The organism is Siminovitchia thermophila (assembly GCF_016909185.1).
GTDB lineage: Bacteria > Bacillota > Bacilli > Bacillales > Bacillaceae_C > Siminovitchia > Siminovitchia thermophila.
This window is the reverse complement of the sequence record NZ_JAFBFH010000004.1, coordinates 1-21,003: the sequence shown is the minus strand read 5'-3', so window position 1 is coordinate 21,003 and position 21,003 is coordinate 1. Positions and strand designations below refer to the sequence as shown.

Genomic DNA, 21,003 nt, shown 5'->3' with positions numbered 1-21,003 from the left:
TCATTTGATAAAATCGCCTCCTTCGGCACATCATTTCGAAATGAGAAAGTGGGAAAATCTCTACACTCTTTGATGGGGGAAAAACACGGAAGCTCATTCAGAAGGTCAGCTTTTACACCAAATCCCAAGTCTCTGCTTTCTCGCTTTCTTAAAGACGAAGGATTTCTGCTTGATGTCTAAAGTGCCCCCATCTAGATCGGTGTCAAAAGCCAAGTCGTTGGAGAGATCTAAAACGAATAAACAGTTTGAACTACTGTTCTCGTTGAATTTGGTCCCAAAAAAGGATTATGGATGGTGAAACTTTACAAAATCTGTACAATAAGGTGTTTTTTCCATTGAACACGTATAAAATGAAATTCGCAGGCTTAAGTGAATTTTTCATGCAAGCGATACCAAGTACTGCAAACATTGAACCTCGGATATAGAAGTCATTTTTTCGTATCTATTTATGACATTTTTGTTACATGACTTCCCTGACGCTTTTTATAAAAAAGACATCCTGGAATGCCCTTTTCATTTCAATAATCCGAATTTTCCCCCCCGTTAACTACTTACACCTAATATCTTGACAAAATTAATTTTTTGTGCTATAATTTACTTTTATGAATTTAAGTTGTAGAATAGGATTCTCCTGGCCAGGGGAATCCTATTTTTTTTCGTTTTAACTTGAAGGAGTGAATTTGCGTGGAAGAAGGCAAGTCTAGTTTAACTTCATTGATAGCGGCTTTTGGCAGAGCTTATCACAGTGAATTCGATTCACCGAAAATTTTTAACGACTATTTGGCCAAAGAGCTCATTACCACAGAAGAGTTTCATAGCATTAAAGAAAATATGGTTCAGGGTATAGCGTTTTTTAATCAAGAAATAGCGGAAAAATCTTTGGAAAATAAAGAAGAAATCATCAAATGGATCACACAAGTTCAACTTTCACCAACACCATTGGCACGAGCCGCCTATTGTGAACAGGTAGTGGGGACTGAAATGAAACTGGGGCTAAAACAGTATGTCATACTCGGAGCGGGCTTGGATACTTTCTGTTTTCGCCATCCCGAGATGGAGCATACCCTTGACATATTCGAAGTCGATCACCCCGACACACAAGCATGGAAACAGGAAAAATTGACTAAAGCCGGCTTCACAATTCCCGGCAACCTTCATTTTGTTGCCATGGACTTCACCAAAGACTTCTTAGTTCAAAAGTTGCTGGACGCTGGGTTTAGTAACCAAAAAACTCTTTTTAGTCTTTTAGGCGTATCTTATTATTTAACGAAGGAAGAAAACGCAAATCTGATCAACCAGTTATTTGCCAATGTCCCACACGGAAGTTCCATCGTTTTGGATTTTGCCGATGAAAGGCTATTTACAGAAAAAGGAGTTTCCAACAGAGTAGAAAATATGGTGAAAATGGCAGCAGCAAGCGGGGAACCAATGAGGTCATGCTTTTCCTATGCTGAAATGGAGAGCATGTTGGAACAATCGGGTTTACTCATTTATGAACACTTAACTCCAGAAAGAATCCACGAACTATATTTTGACAAACGTACAGACTACCTGTCTGCCTTTGAAACGATTCATTACATTCATGCTGTAAAAAAATAAACACTTTATTCAAACCGGCAACCCCCTTTCACGGAGGTTAGCCGGTTTTTGGATGTATTTTTTATACTCACATTGTGCTTTAAAAACCCACATTTTTTTCCATCTAAAGTTTTTGCAAATTTTTTTGGTAATTTTTTTATTCGTTTCCTCTTTCGCCTATACACAAATATCCATGTTGAATAATATAACAAAGAACCGTTACCCACAGGGAGAGGAGGATAGCGATGTCTAACCAAAAGAAAGAAAAAGTCATTCACGTGGATAATTTGGTTATTCACGCGCAAAATGTGGATTTTGTCCGTGAGCAGCCTCATAGGGACAGGGAGGAGCTTCCGAGGGATCCCTGGGCATTTTTTTGGGGAAGGCCGCGGGAAGAAGAGAGACTAGAAAATGAAAGCAGCAGTGAATAAGGAATTCCTAATTCAATGAGAAAGGGGTGATACTTTTGGGCTTCGGTTTTGGATATCCCGGTTTCGGATGTGGTGGCTTTGGATACGGAGGTTTCGGATACGGTGGCGGATTCGCGTTAATCGTCGTACTATTTATCCTGCTGGTCATTATTGGAGCAGTCTGCTACTAGTAGAACACTGGCATTATCATAAGCCGTCCCGCCACTGGAGCGAGGACGGCTCTTTTTTATGAAAAAAGTGATTTAAAGCGTTCGGGCTCATCCAGGCGAATGGCCGCTTTCGTGTATGTTTTTTTCAATCCATAAAGCATGGATGCCTCCAGCGGTTTTCTAAATTCAATCACACAATGGGGCGGCACTTCCTCAAAGTCCTTGGCGATAAACGTAATCAGCTCTTTGGACTTGAGGTTGAATTCGGCTGCCTCCTTTCCCCAATGGATCTTCTCCATTTCTGCAAATGGGATAACCATCCGCTTTCCCATCCCCAACGAAACATACAGTTTCTTATCTTTAACCGATAAGGGATTTAACCGTACCGCCTGAATTTCGCCGATAAAATAAATGACAGTGTAAATGTTAAGAATGAGCAGGATAACAGAAATCACCGGCGACTTTCCGTGTATCAACCAGTGAATCCCAATCGTCTCAATCACCACCGCATGAATCAGCATAATGTAAACAGCAATCAAGCTTGATTTTTGATGAAGGGTAAAATAGGATTCACCTTTCGGGGGATGTTTTTTCCATGAAGCAAACGCATAAAAGAACACGATGATTTCATGTGCCACAATCCTCAGCAACACATGGGAGCCAACACGCTTTTCAACAGCTGCGGGGAGCAGGAACAACGGGCTTTCGCCATGCGCTTTGATCCAACGAATAATGCCCGGAAGCCTCCAAGCCAGCAAAACGACCAAGCCCAATTCAGCCAATAAGATGACAGCTTCCAAGCCGATGGCGGCAATTGGCAAGTAGGTGAATGGCTCGAAATAGACGCTTGGTATGAGAAAACGGGCAAGTACAACCCCAAGCACCATCCACATCACGAATGATTTAACCGTGATCTTTTTCCCTCGCTTCAAGAACAAAATGAGCAGCGGAGCAACAATAGCCAAGTCAATCAGTGACCCAATAACGACCCAATTCGCATCCGCAGAGAGAACCAATGGTGTAATGGGGGAACGATATAAGAATGTATTGACGCCAAGAACAAGAAAGAGCAGAAATAGCAGAACGTAAAATCGACGGTCTCTTTGAACAGCTGTCATAAAAATCCCCTCGTTTTACTTTTATCGTAACATAGAAAAAGCCCCGCAAAAACGCAGGACCGACTTTCATTATTATAAATTTGTGACAAATGCCATGCCAAGCATCTCAAAACCCGGTAAAACCGCCAAATAGGGGGAGTAAAAGGGAAATAATCACAGTCATCCAATCAAAGAACAAAAGAATCCCTACGATGACCATCAAAATGCCGCCAATCTTCATAAAGCGCTGTCCGTTTCTTTTCAGGAATGTCATTTTATCCATAAATAAAGACATTAAAATAAATGGGATCGAAAATCCGAGGACATAGGCGCCCATATAAAAGAGTCCTTTTCCCGGATCTTGAGCGACAAGGGTAGCGACCCCCACTAAAATCGGCCCGGTGCATGGAGTCCAGCCTGCGGCAAAGGCCAGTCCAATCAATACAGAACCCACATACCCTGCGGGCCTGTTCTGAAATTGAATTTTCTTATCCATATTCAGGAAGTTAAAGTTCAGCACACCAGCCAACACTAAACCAAAAAAAACGAGGACAATCGCGCCTACTTGCCTCATAAGATCTTTAAACTTGATGAAAAAGTCCGCCAACAGCGTTGAAGAAAAGCCAATCACCAAAAAGATGATGGAAAAGCCCAGTAAGAACAATAGTGTATGGATAAAGGCTTTCTTCTTGAAAACTCCCTGATCCGACTTCAACTCACTGACCGACATGCCGGTTAAATAGGAAAGAAATGCCGGATATAATGGGAGGGAACAAGGGGAAATAAAAGATAAAAAGCCCGCCCCGAAAGCAAGGAAAAGGTTAATTTGTTGCATATTGATCACCAGCCTCTTTCTTTATCTTAAACATGAACGATGCCAAATACAATTGACATGATTGTGAAAAAACTGTGCCGCTCCTCCATTTTAACAAAAAGCAAACAACCTGTTTGAGGTTCACTCGCATCTCCTGTACTATTATTTCATACATGATTCACGTCGGGAAAGGAAGTGTCATGAACAATTACTACAGAACATCTGCTGAAACCCGCCATTCATTTTCACCGCGTGTCTTATTCTATCGGTGATGCCGATATATTAAAAGAAATAACCGGCTCGATTCCCGCCAGAAAAATCACCACGCTGGCCGGTCCATCGGGAGCAGGGAAAACAACGCTGTTGAAACTCTGCAATGGTTTGATCTCCCCCACCTCCGGAGATATTTTTATTCATGACAAAAATATAAATGAATATGCGCCTATTGAACTTAGGCGAATGGCCGGGATCGCCCTTCAGAATGCGCCCATGATTAAAGGAACAGTTTATGACAATCTGGCCTTACCATTGAAATTGGCAGGAAAAAACCTCCCGAAAAAAGAGGCTGCCTCTTTTTTGGAAGACGTTGGATTGGACGAGGCTTTTTTAGATAGAGACAGCAAAAGCCTTTCAGGCGGCCAACGCCAAAAGGTTTCGATAGCCAGGACACTTGTCAATCGCCCGGATATTTTACTGTTGGACGAGATTACAGCTTCGCTCGATCCCGCTTCTTCGAAAGAGATTGAACAATTGATTGTAAAAATAAACCGCAGATACGGCGTCACGATGATTTGGATTACCCACCATTTGGAGCAGGCTAGAACAATAGGACATTATACGTGGGTGATGATGGATGGGCGCCTCGTTGAAGCTGGAGAAAGCACCCTGCTTGAATCTCCGCAAACAGAAAAAGTGAAGCGCTTTGTGGAAGGAGGATGGTCATGAGCTATACTGCATTGGCTTTCACACTCATTTTCGTGCTCATTCCGCTCCTATTGTCCAAAACGCTTCAATTAGGACTTGAAAAAGATACGATTGTGGCAACAGTCCGATCAATCATTCAGCTATTGATCGTCGGATATTTATTGCAGTTTGTTTTTGAATCGGAGCAACCCATCTATGTGATATTGATGATTATGTTAATGATTGGGGCAGCAGTGGAAAATGTTCGGAAAAAAGGGAGCTTTATTAAAGGCATTACGTGGAAAGTGACAATCACGATTATATTCATTGAGCTTATCACCCAAGGGATATTGCTCGGGTTGCGGATTACGCCCCCGACTGCACAATACATCATACCGATCAGCGGGATGGTGATTGGAAACGCCATGGTGCTTTCTATTCTTTTCTTAAACAGGTTCATTTCCGAAGTGGAAGCTCATGAAGACGAGGCCGAATTAATTTTATCTCTGGGCGGCACTCCGAAGCAGGCGATCCATTCCCAATTGATTTCTTCGATCAAAGCTAGCATGATTCCCACGATCGAAAGCCAGAAAACGATGGGACTCGTCCAATTGCCGGGTATGATGAGCGGACAGATCATCGCCGGGGCTGATCCGCTCCAGGCCGTTATGTTCCAGTTGCTCGTTCTCTTTCTTTTGCTGACAGCCGCGGCCATTTCCGGCGCCATGCTGGGCTTCCTGTCCTATCCATCGTTGTTTAACAATCGAATGCAGCTAAACCGTTTGAAAAACTAAGCGCCTGCTGCCCTCATTTGGCAAGCAGGCCCTAAACCGGATTTTGAAAAAGTTTATGAGGATATGGACAAAAAACCTTCCCAATAACAAAGTGGTTTTTCCGAGATGCTCTGCCCATTCTGTCCATGTCAATCATTCCCCCCTCTATTCATTATAGAGATGGGGTAAGGGAGCAATGCATATCGTATTTGGCGATGACAGAGGGAAGTCGCATCCTTTAAGTATTCATGAGGCTTTCCGTCTCCATATTGGTTTTTCTTGTCCAGACCATATACTGGGAAGTTGATCAAACCATGGTGAAGCCATGATACAAAAAACGGCATAACTCGTTCACAAATAGTTATACCGCACAAGGAGAAAGTGAATGCTTTCGCGAAGAGATAGATGTGGGGTTTTGGAATGAAAAACAAGGGCTTCCCTAAAAAAATAATCCAATGGTCCTTTTTCTCTTATATCCATCCTTTTTCTTCGGCGATCTTTACCGCCTGTTGCCTCGATTCGGCTCCCAGTTTCTGAATAGCCGAAGATAAATAATTCCGCACGGTCCCTTTCGTCAAGAAGAGTGTCTTGCAGATGGTGTTTGTCGTCATGCCTTCATTCGCCAGGCGCAACACTTCCACTTCTCTTTTACTCAACGGGTTCTCCTCCCTTATAAAAAGAGCGGCAGCCAAGTCGGTGCTAATCATCCGTTGTCCTTCCATGACCTTTCGAATGGACTCAATCAAAAAATCAATCGGCTCATCTTTTAGCAAGTAACCCTCCACTTGGGCATCCATTGCTTTTTGCAAATAGCCGGGACGCGCAAAAGTGGTGACAATCATGACTTTGCAAGGCAATTGCTCATCCCTTATTTTTTCGGCAACTTCCAATCCGCTGATCCCCGGCATTTCAATGTCAAGCACGCACACATCTGGCTGATAGCTCCGGATCACTTCCCATGCTTTCTTTCCATCCGATACTTCGGCCACTACTTCAATATCCGGCTCAAACCTTAGTAAGGAAGTTAAGGCGCCGCGCAGCATCTGCTGGTCTTCCGCTATTACGACTCTTATCATGACGCAGGTCTCCCCTTTCCATCTTGGCGAATGGGGATTTTTAAGACGACGGCCGTCCCCCCGTCAGGCCTATTTTCCACCGTAGCAGACCCTTGAAGTGCTTGCATTCTCTCCTTCATCGACTGGATCCCGTTTCCACCTTCTGTTTTTACCAACCCCACTCCGTCATCCATTATTTTTACATAGTAGACTTGGCTGTTCGCTCCCTGTTCCACCGTGCAATGCTTCGCCTTGCTGTGCTTGACAATATTGGTTACCGCTTCCCTGACAGAGAGGGCGAGCATCGTCTCTTCCACACTTGATAAAAGCCGGAGACGGCCCTTTACGGTGATGAACAGTTCCATACCTGCTGTTTGCAGCAGTTGTCTGGAGTGCCCCCATTCACTTTCAAGGGAAATGAATTTCATATCCGAGACAAGCTCCCTGACCTGCTTCAGAGCTATTCTGGACGTATCCAATATGTCTTTCAGCTCTTTCTTTGCCTGCCGGGGATCCTGATCGATCAACCGGTCGGTCAACTCGCTTTTCATTTTAATCATTGTCAGCGTATGCCCAAGGGTATCGTGGAGATCCCTTGCGATCCGCTGCCGCTCCTCCTGTTGAATAAAATGTTGTATTTGTTGATTGGCTGCATCCAGTTCTCCCCGCAGGCTTTTATTTTTTTCTTTTATATAAATCAAAACCGGATAAACTATTTGCAATATCATGATCGGCAACAGTATGGGATATTTCAGTGTGAAAAAGGCCTCTTGACTTTTCCAGGGAACGAGAAGAAACATCAGTGCAATAGCAACAATGCCAAGGCCGATGTGCCACTTTGAATGCGCTCTTCCCAAAAGGTCGGCAAAAATGAAACCAAACAGCAAAACGGAAGAACCAACAATTACGCCTAACAGTGTCAAGATGGCAATACCGGTAATGACAGCGGCCAAAAGGCGCCAGTCCCTATACCAAAGCGCAACATAAAACGATATAAAAAATATGAACAGGGAACAGAGTCTTTCCAAGATGCCAAGATCGCTCTCTGAACTCAAAACGATGTAACTTAAAAATATGATAGACACGGCATCAATCAGCAAATAATGCTTGATTTGCTCTTTTGGGTAGATTTTATTTTTCATAAAAATCCTCCGGTGTTATCGGGATACAGCGATTCCAGTGACACGCTTGCGAATCATCTCCAACGGCCCAAGATGAAAGAACCGGAACCAGATAGACGCAAAAAGCAGTTGAATGAAGGTGATGATCCCCCAACAAACAATGACTTGCAGGGAGTCCAGCTTCCCGCCTAGCGCAAAACCCCATCCGTAAAATAAGATGGATGACAAAATATTTTGCACCACATAACAGCTCAAAGACATCTTGCCGACATTTTCAAGAAGGTTCCAAAGTCTATTCCATTTCTTATATTCTATCATTCTTCCAATGATCGCAATATAGCCGAGCGACATCAACGGAGCAAATAAATAGCGGACAGCCAAGTCAAAATCGCCGCCAGGGACAAAAATCAACAGATTTAATGGCAAGCCGATATAAATCCCTAGTTTAAACAACTTGTCACGCTTTCTCCTGCCATTTTCGTCCGGGGCAAAAACACCGGAACGCATCAGGCGCACACCGAGCAAAAATAAAAATATGTTCATCGGAATAACCCAAATCGCTTCCGTTCTCAACAGCAAGAAATGAGAAAGGCGATATTGAATTTGCTGAAGCCATGTCCCATCCCTATAGAGGGAAACAACATCCCCGAAATGGCCCAATGACGCATTCGCTGCCAGCAGGCTCAGTATCAATATACCTAAAATAAGTACAGCATGGATGCTCCCAATCACCTTCATCGTCTTCGATATAAAACGGTCGCCCTTTTTCACAATGAAAGCGACAATGATTGCTGTAAGACCGTAGCTCATTAAAATGTCATATTCCATCACGAGGGTAAAGTGAATAAGGCCTTCGATGATCAAAAAAGTGGATGTCCATATATAAACGCCGGGCCAGGTATTCCCCTTTCGAAGTGCCTGCCTGTATTTTAATTCCAGACCCACCCCAAACATGATAGTCAGCAGCCCCAGAAACTTTCCATTCACAAGAAACAGAACGGCCATACGCAAGAAATCATCCGCATTCCACCATCCGGAAAAATGATAAGTCGTGATATAACTCAAATCCCCAAGATGGGCAAAAATCCATATATTCGTCCCCAGCGTTCCCAGGACGGCAAAGCCCCGCAGAATATCAAGCAGACGGATTCTTCCTATGCGTTCTTCCATCTTCCTCACTCTTTTCTTATTCGGATTGATAATGTTATTGTAACTGCGAAAAGAGTTCAAAAACATTCACACCTGTAAGTGAATATGTATGACAGGTGTCATATTTTTACAAAAACAGGGGTCGGGACAAAACCCTGTAAAAATGAAATAAACCGCATGGAATCAAGGTGGTTACGGTGGTTACCCCTAAAACCTTGATTTCACGCGGTTTTATTCTTACGATTTTTACGAATATGAATCAGCTTTTACCATTTGCTGTTTCGTATTTGCTTATGTCCCAACCTCCTTCGGACGATGGCGGCCTCATTCCGAACCTTTATATGTAAGTTTTACAGGCTCATTTTTCTCCATTGTAGCCTTATATAGGCTGATGTCTCCAATCGGCGGAACAGACGAATCGGATTGAACAACAAAATTTTCGTTTAAAGAAATAGTCCAAGCGGCTTCGCCATTGTTCACTAACACAACCGCAAGGGTTCCAAACTGGACAACTTGATCCCAGTTGAAGGTATCCATTTCTCCGTTTTGCCGCACTGTTATTCCTTCTTGATTGCTGATAACCTCTGCATTTTCTCCGGACCAGCGCCCGTGAATGGATGGTCCTACATAGTAATAGGATCCCCCACTGCCGCGATCCCCGTATGTGCCGATGTATTGATGAATCGTTTGATCCGCCGCTTTATAAGTGACAGCCGCAACGTCGTTGGCGATCCATTTCACCTTGAAGTCTCCTGCTGTTGGATAAGGGAAACTTTCTTTTGGCCGGGCTAAGAGATAATAGTAAGTCCTGTAGTATGTGGTCTCACCTGTTTTCTTATCTTCTTTCATGGATAACACATGTTTCAAGTTCGGTGACAGGCTAACTATATTATTTGTTTTCCGAGCGTCCGCAACGAGTAGCAGCCCGTTTGTTAAAATGACTATCACCATGATCAGGCCTCCTGCCACCCTCCACTTTCTTGTAGCTGTAACGAACAAAAGAAGGGCCAATCCCAGGCAGATGATGCTGAAAATATTGATCATGTAAAAGAGCCGGCCATCACTGTACTCCACTTGAAATTTGGCATGCAAGTATAAAAATCCGCCCTGCCATAAAAATAAACCCAAAGCCAGAAGCAGCAGAGCCCAACCGCTAAATTTTTTAAAGTGTTCATTCATTTGCCGGTACCTCCGTCGAAAACACCCACGTTTTTCCGTTGTCATCCGAAACGAATTTTCCTTTTACTTTTCCCCCCTTATAATCTCCGTTCGGACCCTGATTCACCAGCACCGCCAGGCTGTTCCCTTCCTTAAAGGGGGTTTCAGCGATCACAAAGATTTTTTCATATTGCTCCGGGATACGGATCTCCGCTTCCTCCCAAGTATCCCCTCCATCTTGTGTCACATGAAGCTCAGGACGCTCGGGATTTATAATCCCAAACGATAAAAACCCTGTCTGCTCATCTGTAAAGCCGCCATCCGCCAGTAATCTCGTTACATTCGAACTGTTAGTTTCTCTCCAACTTTTCCCGCCATCGTTCGTTAGAAAGACACTCGACACTTCTTGCGACATCGTGCGCCCTCCCGAACTGATCACATAACCAAATTGATCATTTAAAAAAGACACTTTTCGGAAACGCATAGGAGGATATTGCTCCGCCACGACGGTCTCCTCCCAAGACCTCCCTTGGTCAAGAGAATATGCCATCTTAATTTGCACGCTTTCCGAACTATTCCCCACCGAATATAAAAACGCGGCCCGCTCTTTCGTAAGGATATAACTATTCTCAATGAGCTCTTGTTGGTTACCGTTATATTCCCCGCCAAAAAGAGACTCTTTTTCAACTGGAACCGGGGTCCAGTTCTCACCTTTATCAAACGTAACACTCAACTTATCATGTTGAAGGGAATAGTCAATCACTTCTTCGGCAAACAAAGGTTGTTCCTCAGTCACCGTACTATCTTGGCTGTCCAAAACCGGATGACTTTCCAGAGCCTTTTCCTGTTTGCCGGGAATATGGTATAAAATGAGTCCTGCAATTTGTCCGACTATGACAACGCAGGCAATCCCCAAGATGACATGTTTCACGATAAACTCTCCTTTAAAAAAATAAAGCCCCGAACTCAAAAAACTGCGGCCAACATGCTTTTTTTGAATTCGGGTTTCAATATCATTGTCTCATCGTTTAAAAAGAAGCGACTTCCGTGTCCTTTGGCCTTTCCCGTCTTTCTATAAACAGAATCCCCAACTCGTGATGATCGCCTTCATACAAGGAACACTGGACAAAGCGAATTTCTTGATGTTCGTCCAGCACTTCAAGTTTGCAGTACGCCCTGTTTTTTAGCACTGCTTTGTACAATTCTTTTTTATTGGTTACTTCAAGGTTATTACATTTTACGATAACTTCTCCTGTTTTCAACTCCATCCGGTCAGCCGGGGACCCGGGAAGGACATCCAAAATCATGACGCCATCGTTAAGCGGAGTGTAATAATATAATGTATTATTTTCACGAACCCGGTGGCGGTATGAAATCCAAAAGCGCCCCAATATACTGATTCCGGCAACGATTGGAGGGGCAACCGACGGATAGAAAAATACAAGGGCATTAGCCACAACAAGTACGATAATCCCAAGAATCAGCGTTTGTTTCCCCAGCTTGACTACGGCGTCTTTAGGGAGACAACCTTGAACTTGCTGTTGGAAACCGAGTAAAAAAGGCACAAGAATGATCGTAAATGTTTCTCCGCCCCATTGAACGACAGGCCACCAGTCGAGTGTCGATACAAAAGGACCCGCCGGATAAACAAAGAGTACCGGAACAAGCCATAACCGTTTCACCTGGAGAGCGCCAACGGTCAAACCTCTGCGGCTTGTACGCAATTTTGGCGAAACATCTTTTAAGCCGCCCCGCATCATGAGAATGCCTTCCATTAAAATAAGGAGTGCAAGCAGAATGGATAAGCCTGATAAAAAAGTCATATTCCCCCGCAGTTGCTCTATGTAAGGAATCTGAAGCTCTAATGAAACAGTGGTATAAATAAAGACAACCGGCAATCCAATCGTAAAAGCAGCTGATAATAAACGCGCGTTTGCAATGACTCCCAACAAAATGGAGAAAGCAGCAATCAAAATGATGTATTCAAGCGGTACCGCCACACCAAGAACCATTGTAAAGATGGAGAGTATGACCCCCGCCAGGATACCCGCAGGCCACAACTGTTTTAATTCATGCAGAGCCCCGTTGACCCTGACATGAAAATCTTTTCGTTCCCGTTTCACTCGTAAATATCCGGCTGCAAGCGCCAGAATAATAGAAAAATAGAAAACGGGATGGATGAAAAACTTCCCGATTGCCTTGGCAATCTCCAACAACAAAATTTGCGCCACTCTACGCTACCTCCCTGGAATCAATGAAGTTATATTTATTTTAACAAAGATTGTCCGTGGTGGGGTAAGTAATTCTCATCTTGGGTTGAAAGTGGACATGTCTTAGACAACAACACACACATCTGGCATGATAACAGCACAAAACAATAAAGTTGTCATAAGGTTGCGCCGGGGGCTAATTTAGTATTGAAAAGATGGAGGGAGTTAGGAAAGCCAGAATGGGGTGAAAATAATAAGAAGAAAATAGATGTTATCAATTTTCTTTAGGTGGACCCCACAAGGACTCCACTTTAAGAAAAACTGTTTTAAAAGCAATATCCAATAACATTAGTGTTGTTGCAACAGCTGGAAATTATAGAGATGGCTCCAACGGAATACTTTTTCCCGGGCATTATCAAGATGTGACTCAAGTGACAGCGATTGATAAAAGTTTTACAACTCCTCTAATGGCAAAACATATAGATATTGTCGCGTTAAATGTAATGGTAAAAATTCCACACCTATCAACACACTACCGTCAAGCACATGACCGCTGCTATGCGAGTTTTGAAAACGTGACAATGGTTGTGATAAAAAACTTTACAATTGTGCGAATAAAAGCCAACGATCCAGGATGGTGGATCGTTGCATACTCCCATGGTAAAATATGTTAAAAACAGGAAAATGCCTTTTTCATTCTGAAAAGGTATTTTGCTTTCTAATAACTTGAGCGTCTATTCAACCTCCCATGGTCTTTCCTAAGAAATAGAAAAAGGAATAGAGACCTAGTGAGGGAACACATGAAGAAATACCAAAAATTTCCAGGGTGTGATAAATTGAATCGTTTGCCTTGTTTTTTAAAATGATATAACTCCCATAGAATACACCTAATAAAAATAACAATGGCCAATAATATGACATTAAATTAAGAGGAAGATACTCAGATGTTAGACTAATAAAAAAACTAAACAGATTAATTCGAAAGTTAAAGAGGCTATTACATTGAAAGTTAATTTGATTTTTTACCTTTCACACCCGTCATCCCTCCATAAACTTATTGTGCCGCCTGCTGTTACGCGCTCTTTCACCTCTCCTTGTTCCATTTCCTCCAGCCCATCCTTATAAACCTGATATGCCTCGTATAAAACAGTCCGATGGGCCGCTGACATTTTTTCCAATTGGCCAATTTCAACCTTTATGATGTTGGCGCCCAACTTTTTATTTTTTAAGATGGTTCTGTACATCTTTTTCAAGTTGATCCATGAAATATGTTACTGGAACCTATTCGGATTTCTCACAGATAATTACTTTTCAAAGCCATGACAAACCGGACTGCGTCCATCCAGTCCTATGACAATGTTCTTCCTCCAAGTAACCAAACCCTCTAATTCCATTGGTAATCTCACAATCGCTTTCCCTCAGCCGTGTTTTAGGAGGTACTTAGAGGATCAAACCTGGTGGAAACCCAAGGGCTAACAAGTTTTGGGATACGTTTCAATTCCTCATAGGTAAGATCTATAAAAAATCGAATTAAAATCTATCCAATGTTATATCCATGTTTATGCTAAAAGCAGCCTTATTGCCGTCAGCGGCAGCGATCATCAAAGAAGAGGGGCCTGCCTTTTCAGTTTCACCTGCAATATATACCCCACTCTCTGTTGTTCGTCCAGCATCGTCTGTAATCATTCCTCCGTTTTCATCAACTTGACATTTTAATTGTTTAGCAAATTTATTAGGGCGATAAAAACTTGGAACGACGAAGCCACCACTTCTTAGAATGTTTTCACCTGTTTCTAATTCAACACTTTCCAAGTACCCATGATTTCCGTGTAAATTTTTTATAACAGCTGTATAAACCTTAATCTTTTTACTTTTAAAATCATTTTGCACTTTATTGGAGAGCTGATGACCATTAGTAAAAACGATTAAATCCTTCGACCAATTAAAAACCAATTTAGTCAGATGATTTATGTGTTCATCATTTTCTGCTATTATAGCTAACGGCTTGTCTCTCAATTCCCAACCATCACAATATGGACAGCTGAATAAACTTTTACCATAATATTGTCTAATCTGTGTTAAGGAAAATTCCTCTTGTATACCAGTTGCTAACAGTATTTTTTCTGTTATATAAGACTGATTATTCGATGTATGAACTAAAAATAAATCATGTTGGTCATCTTTATTGACCCCCATAACCGTCTCATTCAAAACTGAAACAGAAGGATAAGATTCTAATTCTTTAATGGCGATATTTTTGAATTGTTGCGGTTTAATGCCATCTCTTGTTAAAAATCCATGTGACTCTTGAGTCACACGATTTCGATTAGTTCCGTTATCAAATAAGGCAATCTTTCTACGCGCTCTTCCTAAAGTTAAGGTTGCACTTAGTCCAGCAGGTCCTCCACCAATGACAATACAATCATATTTTTTCATTATGATGTTCCTCCGCACTTAAAATATATATCATAGAGCTTTAATATCTGCAATTTAAATAAGAGCCATCTTCATTTGATAATGCCTTATTCATTTTGTTAGCCAGGTCAACTATACGTGTTTGATTCAATTCATCCAAAAGCTTTTCCTCGGCTGATTCAATCGCCTTCTGAATTAAACAATCAGGATTATGGTTGAGGCAGTAATCAAAAATAGGTGTCAAACCTTCAATAGCTTTTATTACATCGAGTAATGAAAGTTCTTCCCAACCCGGTTTTAATTTATAACCCCCATTTGCACCTGAGACAGATTCAATCATACCCGACTTTACTAACTTTGTTAGTATTTTAGATAAATATGTCGTTGAAACTTTTTGGCGTTCAGCTAATTTTGCCACTCCAATATGCTCATCGGAGGGATTAACAGCTAAAAATAGCATGGTGTGGAGAGCATAGTTCGTTGCTTTTGTTAACTTCATATGATCAGTCCTATTGTAGATTTAATGTATCTATAATATCCATTTGAATTTTTAATGTCAAATACTAAGCTTATTCAACGAATGGGCGTGATTGTTGCAGATCAAAAGTCTAATTCCTCAATAAAGATAAAACAGAAAGAGAATTAGGTTTTTTTACATATTTTGATTTGTCACATTAAGTGAGACAACATGGTTTTTACATGTAAATATATGGTAAAAAATTGCTTGCATATTATACCAAGAGGTAAAAAAAGCTGCCGATACTTTTCTCGGCAGCCTATAACCCTCGATAAGTAGCGTAAGGGGTTCCTATATGAATCATTTAAACAGTAAAATAGAGCGACTTCTCCATTGTGGTTTTCCATGCCTTTATAGAGATACTTGTCCATGCCCCCAATAAAAAGCCATAGTGCTCATTAAAATCGGCATGTCTCAACATTATTGTGTTGCGTCTCCAGCATGATGCTGACCACCCTTTGCGAAATTGCCCATTCTTTGAGCTTATTCATCATTCAGATCGTGGTGTCCAGTACGCTTCCAGCGACTATTAAAAGCTACTAAAACAATACAATATGATAGGTAGCATGAGTCGAAAAGGAAACTGCTACGACAATGCATGTATCGAATCCTTTCACGGCATTCTTAAGCGTGAACTCGTTTATCAAACGAGGTATAAAACAAGATGTGAAGCAAGAAGATTACTCTTTGAGCACATAGAATTTTTCTATCATTCAAAGAGGATTCATTCAACGCTTGATTATCATACCCGAATGAATATGAGAAAATGTTTGGTCGACAATCGGTGACATAGAATTTTCCTTCATAGAAAAGTTTAAAAATGTTCTTCTTTTAAATTTTTCTATGAAGGCCACCAAACGAAAGCGCGGTAGAAAATCAGTGTCTACTTTCTTGACATAGTATCATTAGAGACAAGGAATAGGAAACTAACATAAAAAGGTTTTAGTATTTTAAAACAACAATTAAAAACAACTCTCGATTGAGAGTTGCATGCTTTAAGATTGACCTTTCACCAATCAACAATTAAAGGCTTGTTGGGCACGTACAAAAAGCGTATTTATATCAACAGGCTCCGGAACCTGGAATTTTACTATTTACAACATTTACAAAGAATAACTTGATATTCTTTTTCAATTGTGTCCTTTAGGTTTTTCATCTCTTTACTGTATTCCAGAGCAATGTTTTGATAAATTTCCTTATATTTTTTCTTTTCACAATATTCAATACAGTTCGAAATCTTTAATAGATCAATTTTTAATTGAGTGTATTGTTCAAGTTCTTTTTCAATAGGAGGTTTCATAGACATTTAACTCGCCTCCTTAAACCAATGTTTTTTATTATTTTCTCAAATTTCCCAAAATCCGCACCTATGATTTCAATTTTTTCTTCCCCGACTTCAACAAAAGATGTTGGAGTGTACATCCCACCTGCTTCCCTGAACTCTCTGGCTACGCCCTCATCATTTATAATATCTTTTTCAATAAATGAGATTCCTTTTTTCTTTAACCAATCTTTAAGAGCATTACAAGGTCCACAAGCAGGATTGATGAAAACAGTAATAGTTGAATTCATTTTTCTTCCTCCTTTAAATATCAATCAATACTAAAGGTGAAATTTGTTTTATATAAATCAAAAGTGGGCATATGAAGATTAAATCCACTTCAAACCGTGCTCATTGGGGAGGGCTTTTTAAATGTCTAACAAAATAACCATACAGTGGAAATTGCTCTTTTTTTGACTTTGCGAATTATTTTGTTAATATAAGGGGGAACAATTTACTAAAAAAGGGAATATTAACGTATGGAGGGGTGATGATTGTGAAAGGTGAAAAAATCAAACTAACTTTTAATGTAATAATCTCTTTAATTTTCGTATTAATCTGTTTAGTTTTTTTTGTTAGTTCAACATCTGATTTTGTTAGTGTAATAACTGAATATATCCCTATTAACCTAATGTCTTATTATTGGCCTTTGTTATTTTTATTAGGTGTAGCCTATGGGGTTTATATCATTCTAAAAAATAACTCAAAGAACCCTATTTATTACTTTCTATCAATCATTGTGATATGTTTATGTGTTCCCTCATTAGGTTACTATTCTTTTATCTACTACTTAGTAAGAGCAATGGGTGGTTGAATAAACACTTAAGTTATCAAAATGCCAAAATACCCCTTTTCACAATGAAAAAGGGTATTTTGCTGTTTTTAACAGAAAGATAGTTCATTTAAGGAGCATCTTCTTGCAAACTCTGAAACCATCCACCATCCAGGATCACTGGTTCTATCCGCACAACTTTGAAGGTTTTTATCACAACCATTGTCACCTTTTCCAAAGTTCTTATAGCAGCGATCATGTGCTTGACAACATTTATCAAGCGCATTAATAGGTGTTTGTGTGAAATTTTTACCGCTACATTTAGCACCACAATATCTGTACTTATAGGTTTTGCCATTACCGGAGTTGTAAAATACTAAACACCCCTCGTACCATGCTTGAGGTGTGACTTTCTGTTCTTCTACACCTTGTGGGTTTTTAAGTTCATTTACAAACATAAATTTTTCTGGATCAAACTGCATTTCAGACTCAATTTCAACATTTCCACCTTCTACAACCGCCTGGCGAAATACTTTTTCACCTTCATCATTCTCAGCGGAAAAATAAGCTTTAACATGCAATTTGTCTCCCACTTTCATCCCTTCGATGATCACCTCGTCTGTTAATGTGAAAAAAACTACATTAACTTTAACTCCTTGTTTAGCCTCATCTTCTGCAAATTCAAGTTCAAAGATATCTTTTTGTTTTTCAGATAAGGTTTTATGATGCTTTTGAATCTCTGCTACTAGTAAGGCAAAATCCTCATGATTGTTTAGTTCTTCAGTCAATAAATTTTTTGTAGCAATATCTACTTTGTTAGATTTAATAAACATCGTCTCTCTCCTTTTTCAGTGATAAATTTCTAATAAACCAATAATATAATCCCTTTTATGTTCTGAATTCTGCATCACCTCTCTCAGCTATATATACAGGTGTAACTTTTTTTCAAAAACTAAAAAAATTGTTAATTTTAGAGTTTGTTTGAAATAAAATTTGATTGAAATCACGTTATGAACTCTGAAAAGAAAGTGAGCAGAGTTTAACTTTCTTCGATTTATTTAAATCATCTTTCGTTTTTTTTCAGCATAATAAAAAAGCACTTAAAAGCGTTTTTTCGTTTTTACCTGTCTTCTCGTTTATTTATCACTTCTTTTAAAGTGGAAATCGCATCTGTTAGAGCTTCTATTTTTTTTTCAAACCGGAGTAATAAATATACTGCCAATACTAACGGAAAACCGAAATTCCCAACAGCATTTATAAACGTTTCTATGATTGCTTTATCAACAGAGTCCATTTTACTCTCCTCCTAATTGAATTAATCCGTTCCCTTGTATCTTAGTGGAATAACCTTCTAAAAATTGAGAGTGTGAAACTAAATATTCATAAATTCGTTCCTGCGTTGCCGGTATATCGTTTATACGGAAAAATTCTTTAAGTAAAGCTATTGCCCCTGAAACGTGTGGGGCTGCCATTGATGTACCTGAAAGCTTTCTATAATCACCATCATTATAAGTGGAATAGATGAAATGACCTGGTGCTAAAAAATCAATGTTTTTGTTGGTGTTGCTGAATGAAGTGGGTGCCAGATTTTTATCAACTGCGGCCACTTGGATAACATCTTTATAATACCCGGGATAAAGTATTTCGTTGGTTAAATCAGAACCATCTCCATAATTCCCAGCTGCTGCAACAATACTGATATTATTGGATGTTGCATTTAAAACAGCTCTTCTTAATGTTGAGTCCTTGTTAGGTCCACCTAAAGAAAGATTGATAACATCTATTTTTTCATTGTTATTTCCACGCCATTCTGAGGCAAAATTTAAAGCTTTTATCATGTTTTCATAACTTCCTTCACCATTTTTATCGATTACTTTTAAAATGACTAAATTAGCCCCGGGAGCAACACCTATAACCGCTTTTTTATTTTGCGCTGCTATAATGCCAGATATGTGCGTCCCGTGTCCCAAGTAATCCGTAACATTACTTGTATCGCCGTTATCATCATCAGTAAAGTTATACTTGTCGATAATTTGATCTTTTAGCTGTTCGTGTTCAATATAACAACCAGAATCTATTACAGCTATGTTAATGCCAGTTCCTAAAATAAATTGACTCCAAAAGCGAGGAGCATTTATTAATAAAACCCCGTAATTCATTTCTTTATCTAAAACAGGAATTATTGATTCATCCATATAAAATCCTCCTTTCAATAGGAGGTGAAATAAATGTTCTTAAATAACAAAAGAAAAAATCAAATTTAGAAGTACTTCTGTGCTCATTTCATGCATCGCACTAACGCAACACGAACAGACCTATTCCTCATCAGACAAACGATAGTCGATGGTCTCTGTAGGCAGGTTTTCAAGCATGTATTCACGTTGACCGCGCTGTTTCTTGCTCTTATATCTAATTGTCTCGACAGTTGCTCTTCAACTGTCGGATCAGCTGTGGCCTCAGCCTCGTTGAAAAGGAAGAACTGGTCCGGATAGGTCTTCTCACTGGAAGCCCCAAATCTGCGCTGCTGGCTGAAGCCGAATTGCTCCTCGTACCATTTTATTTTGGCTTCCAGCTCTTCCTTTTCCATTGTGTGTTGTATTTGACGATTACATAGTAAACAAAAAATATACTGTTTTTTTTAATTTCAGGGAACAAAAATCACTCTTAATTAAGAGGGAGGAGGTGACTTAAATGATGAAGGAACAAAAACGACAAAAAAATGATATAGTAACCCCAGAGCAAGTACCTGGTGTTTGCGGTACTAAAAAGAGACGAGACTGTTGTAAATATGATGAAAAATGTAGATTGGATGCTAATTATAATCCACGTACGGGTAAACTCATTTACACTGGAAAGTGTTGTGGTGCTCTTTAATGTAGGGGCTGTCCAAAAAGCCCCTAAAATAAATCAGTCGTAGAAAAATGGTTCATTTTTCTACGACTGATTTTGCATTTGTAGGGTTTCCTCCTGAAAATAATCGGCGGAACGACCGATTGCCCTTGATGTGACCGAACACACTTTCTACCTCAACTTTGCGTCGGGCGTAGATTTCCGCGTTCTCTTCACTTTCAAGGGCTCTCTTGGCCTTTGTTTTCATTTCTTCATAGATCATATTTAAATGGACCTGCCTGTTACCTTTGGCTTTTGTACATCGGGCTTTTAGCGGACAATCCGAACAATCCTTGCATTCGTAGATCTTATAGCTTTGGATATGGCCTGAGGTATTCTTTTTATTTTTGTATGTTTTAAAGACCACTTTCCGGCCATTTGGGCAGATGAACTGATCATCATGCTCCAGATAGGTCCAGTTTTTGGGATTTCGGATGTCATTCTTATATGTACGCGTCTTATCCTTCAAATAAGTATTATACGGAATCAGATAGTCAAAGCGTGGTTCTCTTTCCTCCCCGATGGCATACAGATAGCTCTCCACACTCCTGTAGCCGATAAAGTCCATATAATTGTGTAAAAAGAATAGGTCACCATCATGACCATGTTACAATGTTTTCGACCAAGAAAAACACATGGAGGACATGATGA

The 21,003-nt window shown here is 40.3% G+C and carries 24 protein-coding genes and 2 pseudogenes; 8 read left to right on the top strand and 18 right to left on the bottom strand.

Annotation, left to right across the window (positions count from 1 at the left end; translation table 11 throughout):
• The first annotated feature begins 684 nt into the window (after nucleotides 1–684).
• From JOC94_RS03860 to JOC94_RS03850, 3 genes are all read left to right on the top strand, one after another.
• Nucleotides 685–1,599, top strand: a complete 915-nt coding sequence (locus JOC94_RS03860; protein ID WP_077112906.1) for a class I SAM-dependent methyltransferase — start codon at nucleotides 685–687, stop codon at nucleotides 1,597–1,599.
• Between the two features lie 224 nt (nucleotides 1,600–1,823).
• Nucleotides 1,824–2,009: a hypothetical protein gene (locus JOC94_RS03855; protein WP_077112908.1), complete on the top strand. Its 186-nt coding sequence runs from the start codon at nucleotides 1,824–1,826 to the stop codon at nucleotides 2,007–2,009.
• 35 nt (nucleotides 2,010–2,044) lie between these two features.
• Nucleotides 2,045–2,179, top strand: a complete 135-nt coding sequence (locus JOC94_RS03850) for a YjcZ family sporulation protein (protein ID WP_077112909.1) — start codon at nucleotides 2,045–2,047, stop codon at nucleotides 2,177–2,179.
• A 56-nt stretch (nucleotides 2,180–2,235) separates the two neighbouring features.
• Here JOC94_RS03850 and JOC94_RS03845 read toward each other — a convergent pair whose 3' ends face one another.
• Nucleotides 2,236–3,276 carry a hypothetical protein gene (locus JOC94_RS03845; RefSeq protein WP_077112910.1) on the bottom strand — a complete coding sequence of 347 codons (1,041 nt, stop codon included), beginning with the start codon at nucleotides 3,274–3,276 and terminating at the stop codon, nucleotides 2,236–2,238.
• Between the two features lie 106 nt (nucleotides 3,277–3,382).
• The gene (locus JOC94_RS03840) at nucleotides 3,383–4,090 is read right to left on the bottom strand and encodes a cytochrome c biogenesis CcdA family protein (protein WP_077112911.1); all 708 of its coding nucleotides are present in this window, start codon (nucleotides 4,088–4,090) and stop codon (nucleotides 3,383–3,385) included.
• 231 nt (nucleotides 4,091–4,321) lie between these two features.
• Between JOC94_RS03840 and JOC94_RS03835 the strand changes: the two genes are divergently transcribed.
• On the top strand, nucleotides 4,322–5,014 hold the full coding sequence (locus JOC94_RS03835; RefSeq protein WP_253191903.1) for an ABC transporter ATP-binding protein: 693 nt from the start codon (nucleotides 4,322–4,324) through the stop codon (nucleotides 5,012–5,014).
• On the top strand, nucleotides 5,011–5,766 hold the full coding sequence (locus tag JOC94_RS03830) for an ABC transporter permease (protein WP_077112913.1): 756 nt from the start codon (nucleotides 5,011–5,013) through the stop codon (nucleotides 5,764–5,766). Before JOC94_RS03835 ends, JOC94_RS03830 begins: the two co-directional genes overlap by 4 nt.
• 449 nt (nucleotides 5,767–6,215) lie before the next feature.
• On the opposite strand, the gene JOC94_RS03825 is transcribed toward JOC94_RS03830, so the two are convergent.
• The 6 genes from JOC94_RS03825 to JOC94_RS03800 form a co-directional block, all read right to left on the bottom strand.
• Entirely contained in the window at nucleotides 6,216–6,821 is a 606-nt protein-coding gene (locus JOC94_RS03825; RefSeq protein WP_077112914.1) for a response regulator transcription factor, read from the bottom strand.
• Nucleotides 6,818–7,942, bottom strand: a complete 1,125-nt coding sequence (locus tag JOC94_RS03820; RefSeq protein WP_077112915.1) for a sensor histidine kinase — start codon at nucleotides 7,940–7,942, stop codon at nucleotides 6,818–6,820. The genes JOC94_RS03825 and JOC94_RS03820 overlap by 4 nt, the downstream gene beginning before the upstream one ends.
• A 15-nt stretch (nucleotides 7,943–7,957) precedes the next feature.
• Nucleotides 7,958–9,091: a DUF418 domain-containing protein gene (locus JOC94_RS03815; protein WP_205178703.1), complete on the bottom strand. Its 1,134-nt coding sequence runs from the start codon at nucleotides 9,089–9,091 to the stop codon at nucleotides 7,958–7,960.
• Between the two features lie 303 nt (nucleotides 9,092–9,394).
• Nucleotides 9,395–10,249: a hypothetical protein gene (locus tag JOC94_RS03810; protein ID WP_077113951.1), complete on the bottom strand. Its 855-nt coding sequence runs from the start codon at nucleotides 10,247–10,249 to the stop codon at nucleotides 9,395–9,397.
• A complete protein-coding gene (locus JOC94_RS03805) occupies nucleotides 10,242–11,159 on the bottom strand; it encodes a WD40/YVTN/BNR-like repeat-containing protein (RefSeq protein WP_077113952.1) in 918 nt (305 codons plus the stop codon). The genes JOC94_RS03810 and JOC94_RS03805 overlap by 8 nt, the downstream gene beginning before the upstream one ends.
• 97 nt (nucleotides 11,160–11,256) lie before the next feature.
• Nucleotides 11,257–12,459: a PDZ domain-containing protein gene (locus JOC94_RS03800; protein ID WP_077113953.1), complete on the bottom strand. Its 1,203-nt coding sequence runs from the start codon at nucleotides 12,457–12,459 to the stop codon at nucleotides 11,257–11,259.
• 410 nt (nucleotides 12,460–12,869) lie between these two features.
• Between JOC94_RS03800 and JOC94_RS03795 the strand changes: the two genes are divergently transcribed.
• Entirely contained in the window at nucleotides 12,870–13,112 is a 243-nt protein-coding gene (locus JOC94_RS03795; protein ID WP_139345735.1) for a hypothetical protein, read from the top strand.
• Between the two features lie 348 nt (nucleotides 13,113–13,460).
• On the opposite strand, the gene JOC94_RS03790 is transcribed toward JOC94_RS03795, so the two are convergent.
• From JOC94_RS03790 to JOC94_RS03780, 3 genes are all read right to left on the bottom strand, one after another.
• Nucleotides 13,461–13,682, bottom strand: coding sequence for a hypothetical protein (locus JOC94_RS03790; RefSeq protein WP_077113954.1), 222 nt, complete (start codon nucleotides 13,680–13,682; stop codon nucleotides 13,461–13,463).
• Nucleotides 13,683–13,968: 286 nt separating this feature from the next.
• Nucleotides 13,969–14,874 (bottom strand): NAD(P)/FAD-dependent oxidoreductase, encoded by a 906-nt coding sequence (locus JOC94_RS03785; protein ID WP_077113955.1) that lies wholly within the window; start codon nucleotides 14,872–14,874, stop codon nucleotides 13,969–13,971.
• Between the two features lie 40 nt (nucleotides 14,875–14,914).
• Nucleotides 14,915–15,352 carry an Rrf2 family transcriptional regulator gene (locus tag JOC94_RS03780; RefSeq protein WP_077113956.1) on the bottom strand — a complete coding sequence of 146 codons (438 nt, stop codon included), beginning with the start codon at nucleotides 15,350–15,352 and terminating at the stop codon, nucleotides 14,915–14,917.
• A 500-nt stretch (nucleotides 15,353–15,852) separates the two neighbouring features.
• On the opposite strand from JOC94_RS03780, the pseudogene JOC94_RS03775 reads away from it, so the two are divergent.
• Nucleotides 15,853–16,158 (top strand): annotated as a pseudogene (locus tag JOC94_RS03775) (IS3 family transposase); the annotation flags it as partial.
• A 302-nt stretch (nucleotides 16,159–16,460) separates the two neighbouring features.
• Here JOC94_RS03775 and JOC94_RS03770 read toward each other — a convergent pair.
• The 6 genes and pseudogenes from JOC94_RS03770 to JOC94_RS03745 all read right to left on the bottom strand — a co-directional run.
• Nucleotides 16,461–16,676: a hypothetical protein gene (locus tag JOC94_RS03770; protein WP_236016964.1), complete on the bottom strand. Its 216-nt coding sequence runs from the start codon at nucleotides 16,674–16,676 to the stop codon at nucleotides 16,461–16,463.
• Nucleotides 16,667–16,942 carry a glutaredoxin family protein gene (locus tag JOC94_RS03765; protein ID WP_077113957.1) on the bottom strand — a complete coding sequence of 92 codons (276 nt, stop codon included), beginning with the start codon at nucleotides 16,940–16,942 and terminating at the stop codon, nucleotides 16,667–16,669. The genes JOC94_RS03770 and JOC94_RS03765 overlap by 10 nt, the downstream gene beginning before the upstream one ends.
• Before the next feature lie 631 nt (nucleotides 16,943–17,573).
• On the bottom strand, nucleotides 17,574–18,296 hold the full coding sequence (locus tag JOC94_RS03760) for a hypothetical protein (RefSeq protein ID WP_077113958.1): 723 nt from the start codon (nucleotides 18,294–18,296) through the stop codon (nucleotides 17,574–17,576).
• A gap of 287 nt (nucleotides 18,297–18,583) precedes the next feature.
• Nucleotides 18,584–18,757: a YvrJ family protein gene (locus JOC94_RS03755; protein ID WP_083717735.1), complete on the bottom strand. Its 174-nt coding sequence runs from the start codon at nucleotides 18,755–18,757 to the stop codon at nucleotides 18,584–18,586.
• Between the two features lies 1 nt (nucleotide 18,758).
• Nucleotides 18,759–19,658 (bottom strand): S8 family peptidase, encoded by a 900-nt coding sequence (locus JOC94_RS03750; RefSeq protein ID WP_077113959.1) that lies wholly within the window; start codon nucleotides 19,656–19,658, stop codon nucleotides 18,759–18,761.
• Nucleotides 19,659–19,781: 123 nt separating this feature from the next.
• A pseudogene (locus JOC94_RS03745) lies at nucleotides 19,782–20,050 on the bottom strand (transposase domain-containing protein); the annotation flags it as partial.
• 104 nt (nucleotides 20,051–20,154) lie between these two features.
• Between JOC94_RS03745 and JOC94_RS03740 the strand changes: the two are divergent.
• Nucleotides 20,155–20,337: a hypothetical protein gene (locus tag JOC94_RS03740; protein ID WP_077113960.1), complete on the top strand. Its 183-nt coding sequence runs from the start codon at nucleotides 20,155–20,157 to the stop codon at nucleotides 20,335–20,337.
• 52 nt (nucleotides 20,338–20,389) lie between these two features.
• Here the strand turns inward: JOC94_RS03740 and JOC94_RS03735 are convergent, their stop codons facing one another.
• Nucleotides 20,390–20,896 (bottom strand): transposase, encoded by a 507-nt coding sequence (locus JOC94_RS03735; RefSeq protein WP_077113961.1) that lies wholly within the window; start codon nucleotides 20,894–20,896, stop codon nucleotides 20,390–20,392.
• Nucleotides 20,897–21,003: the final 107 nt, after the last annotated feature.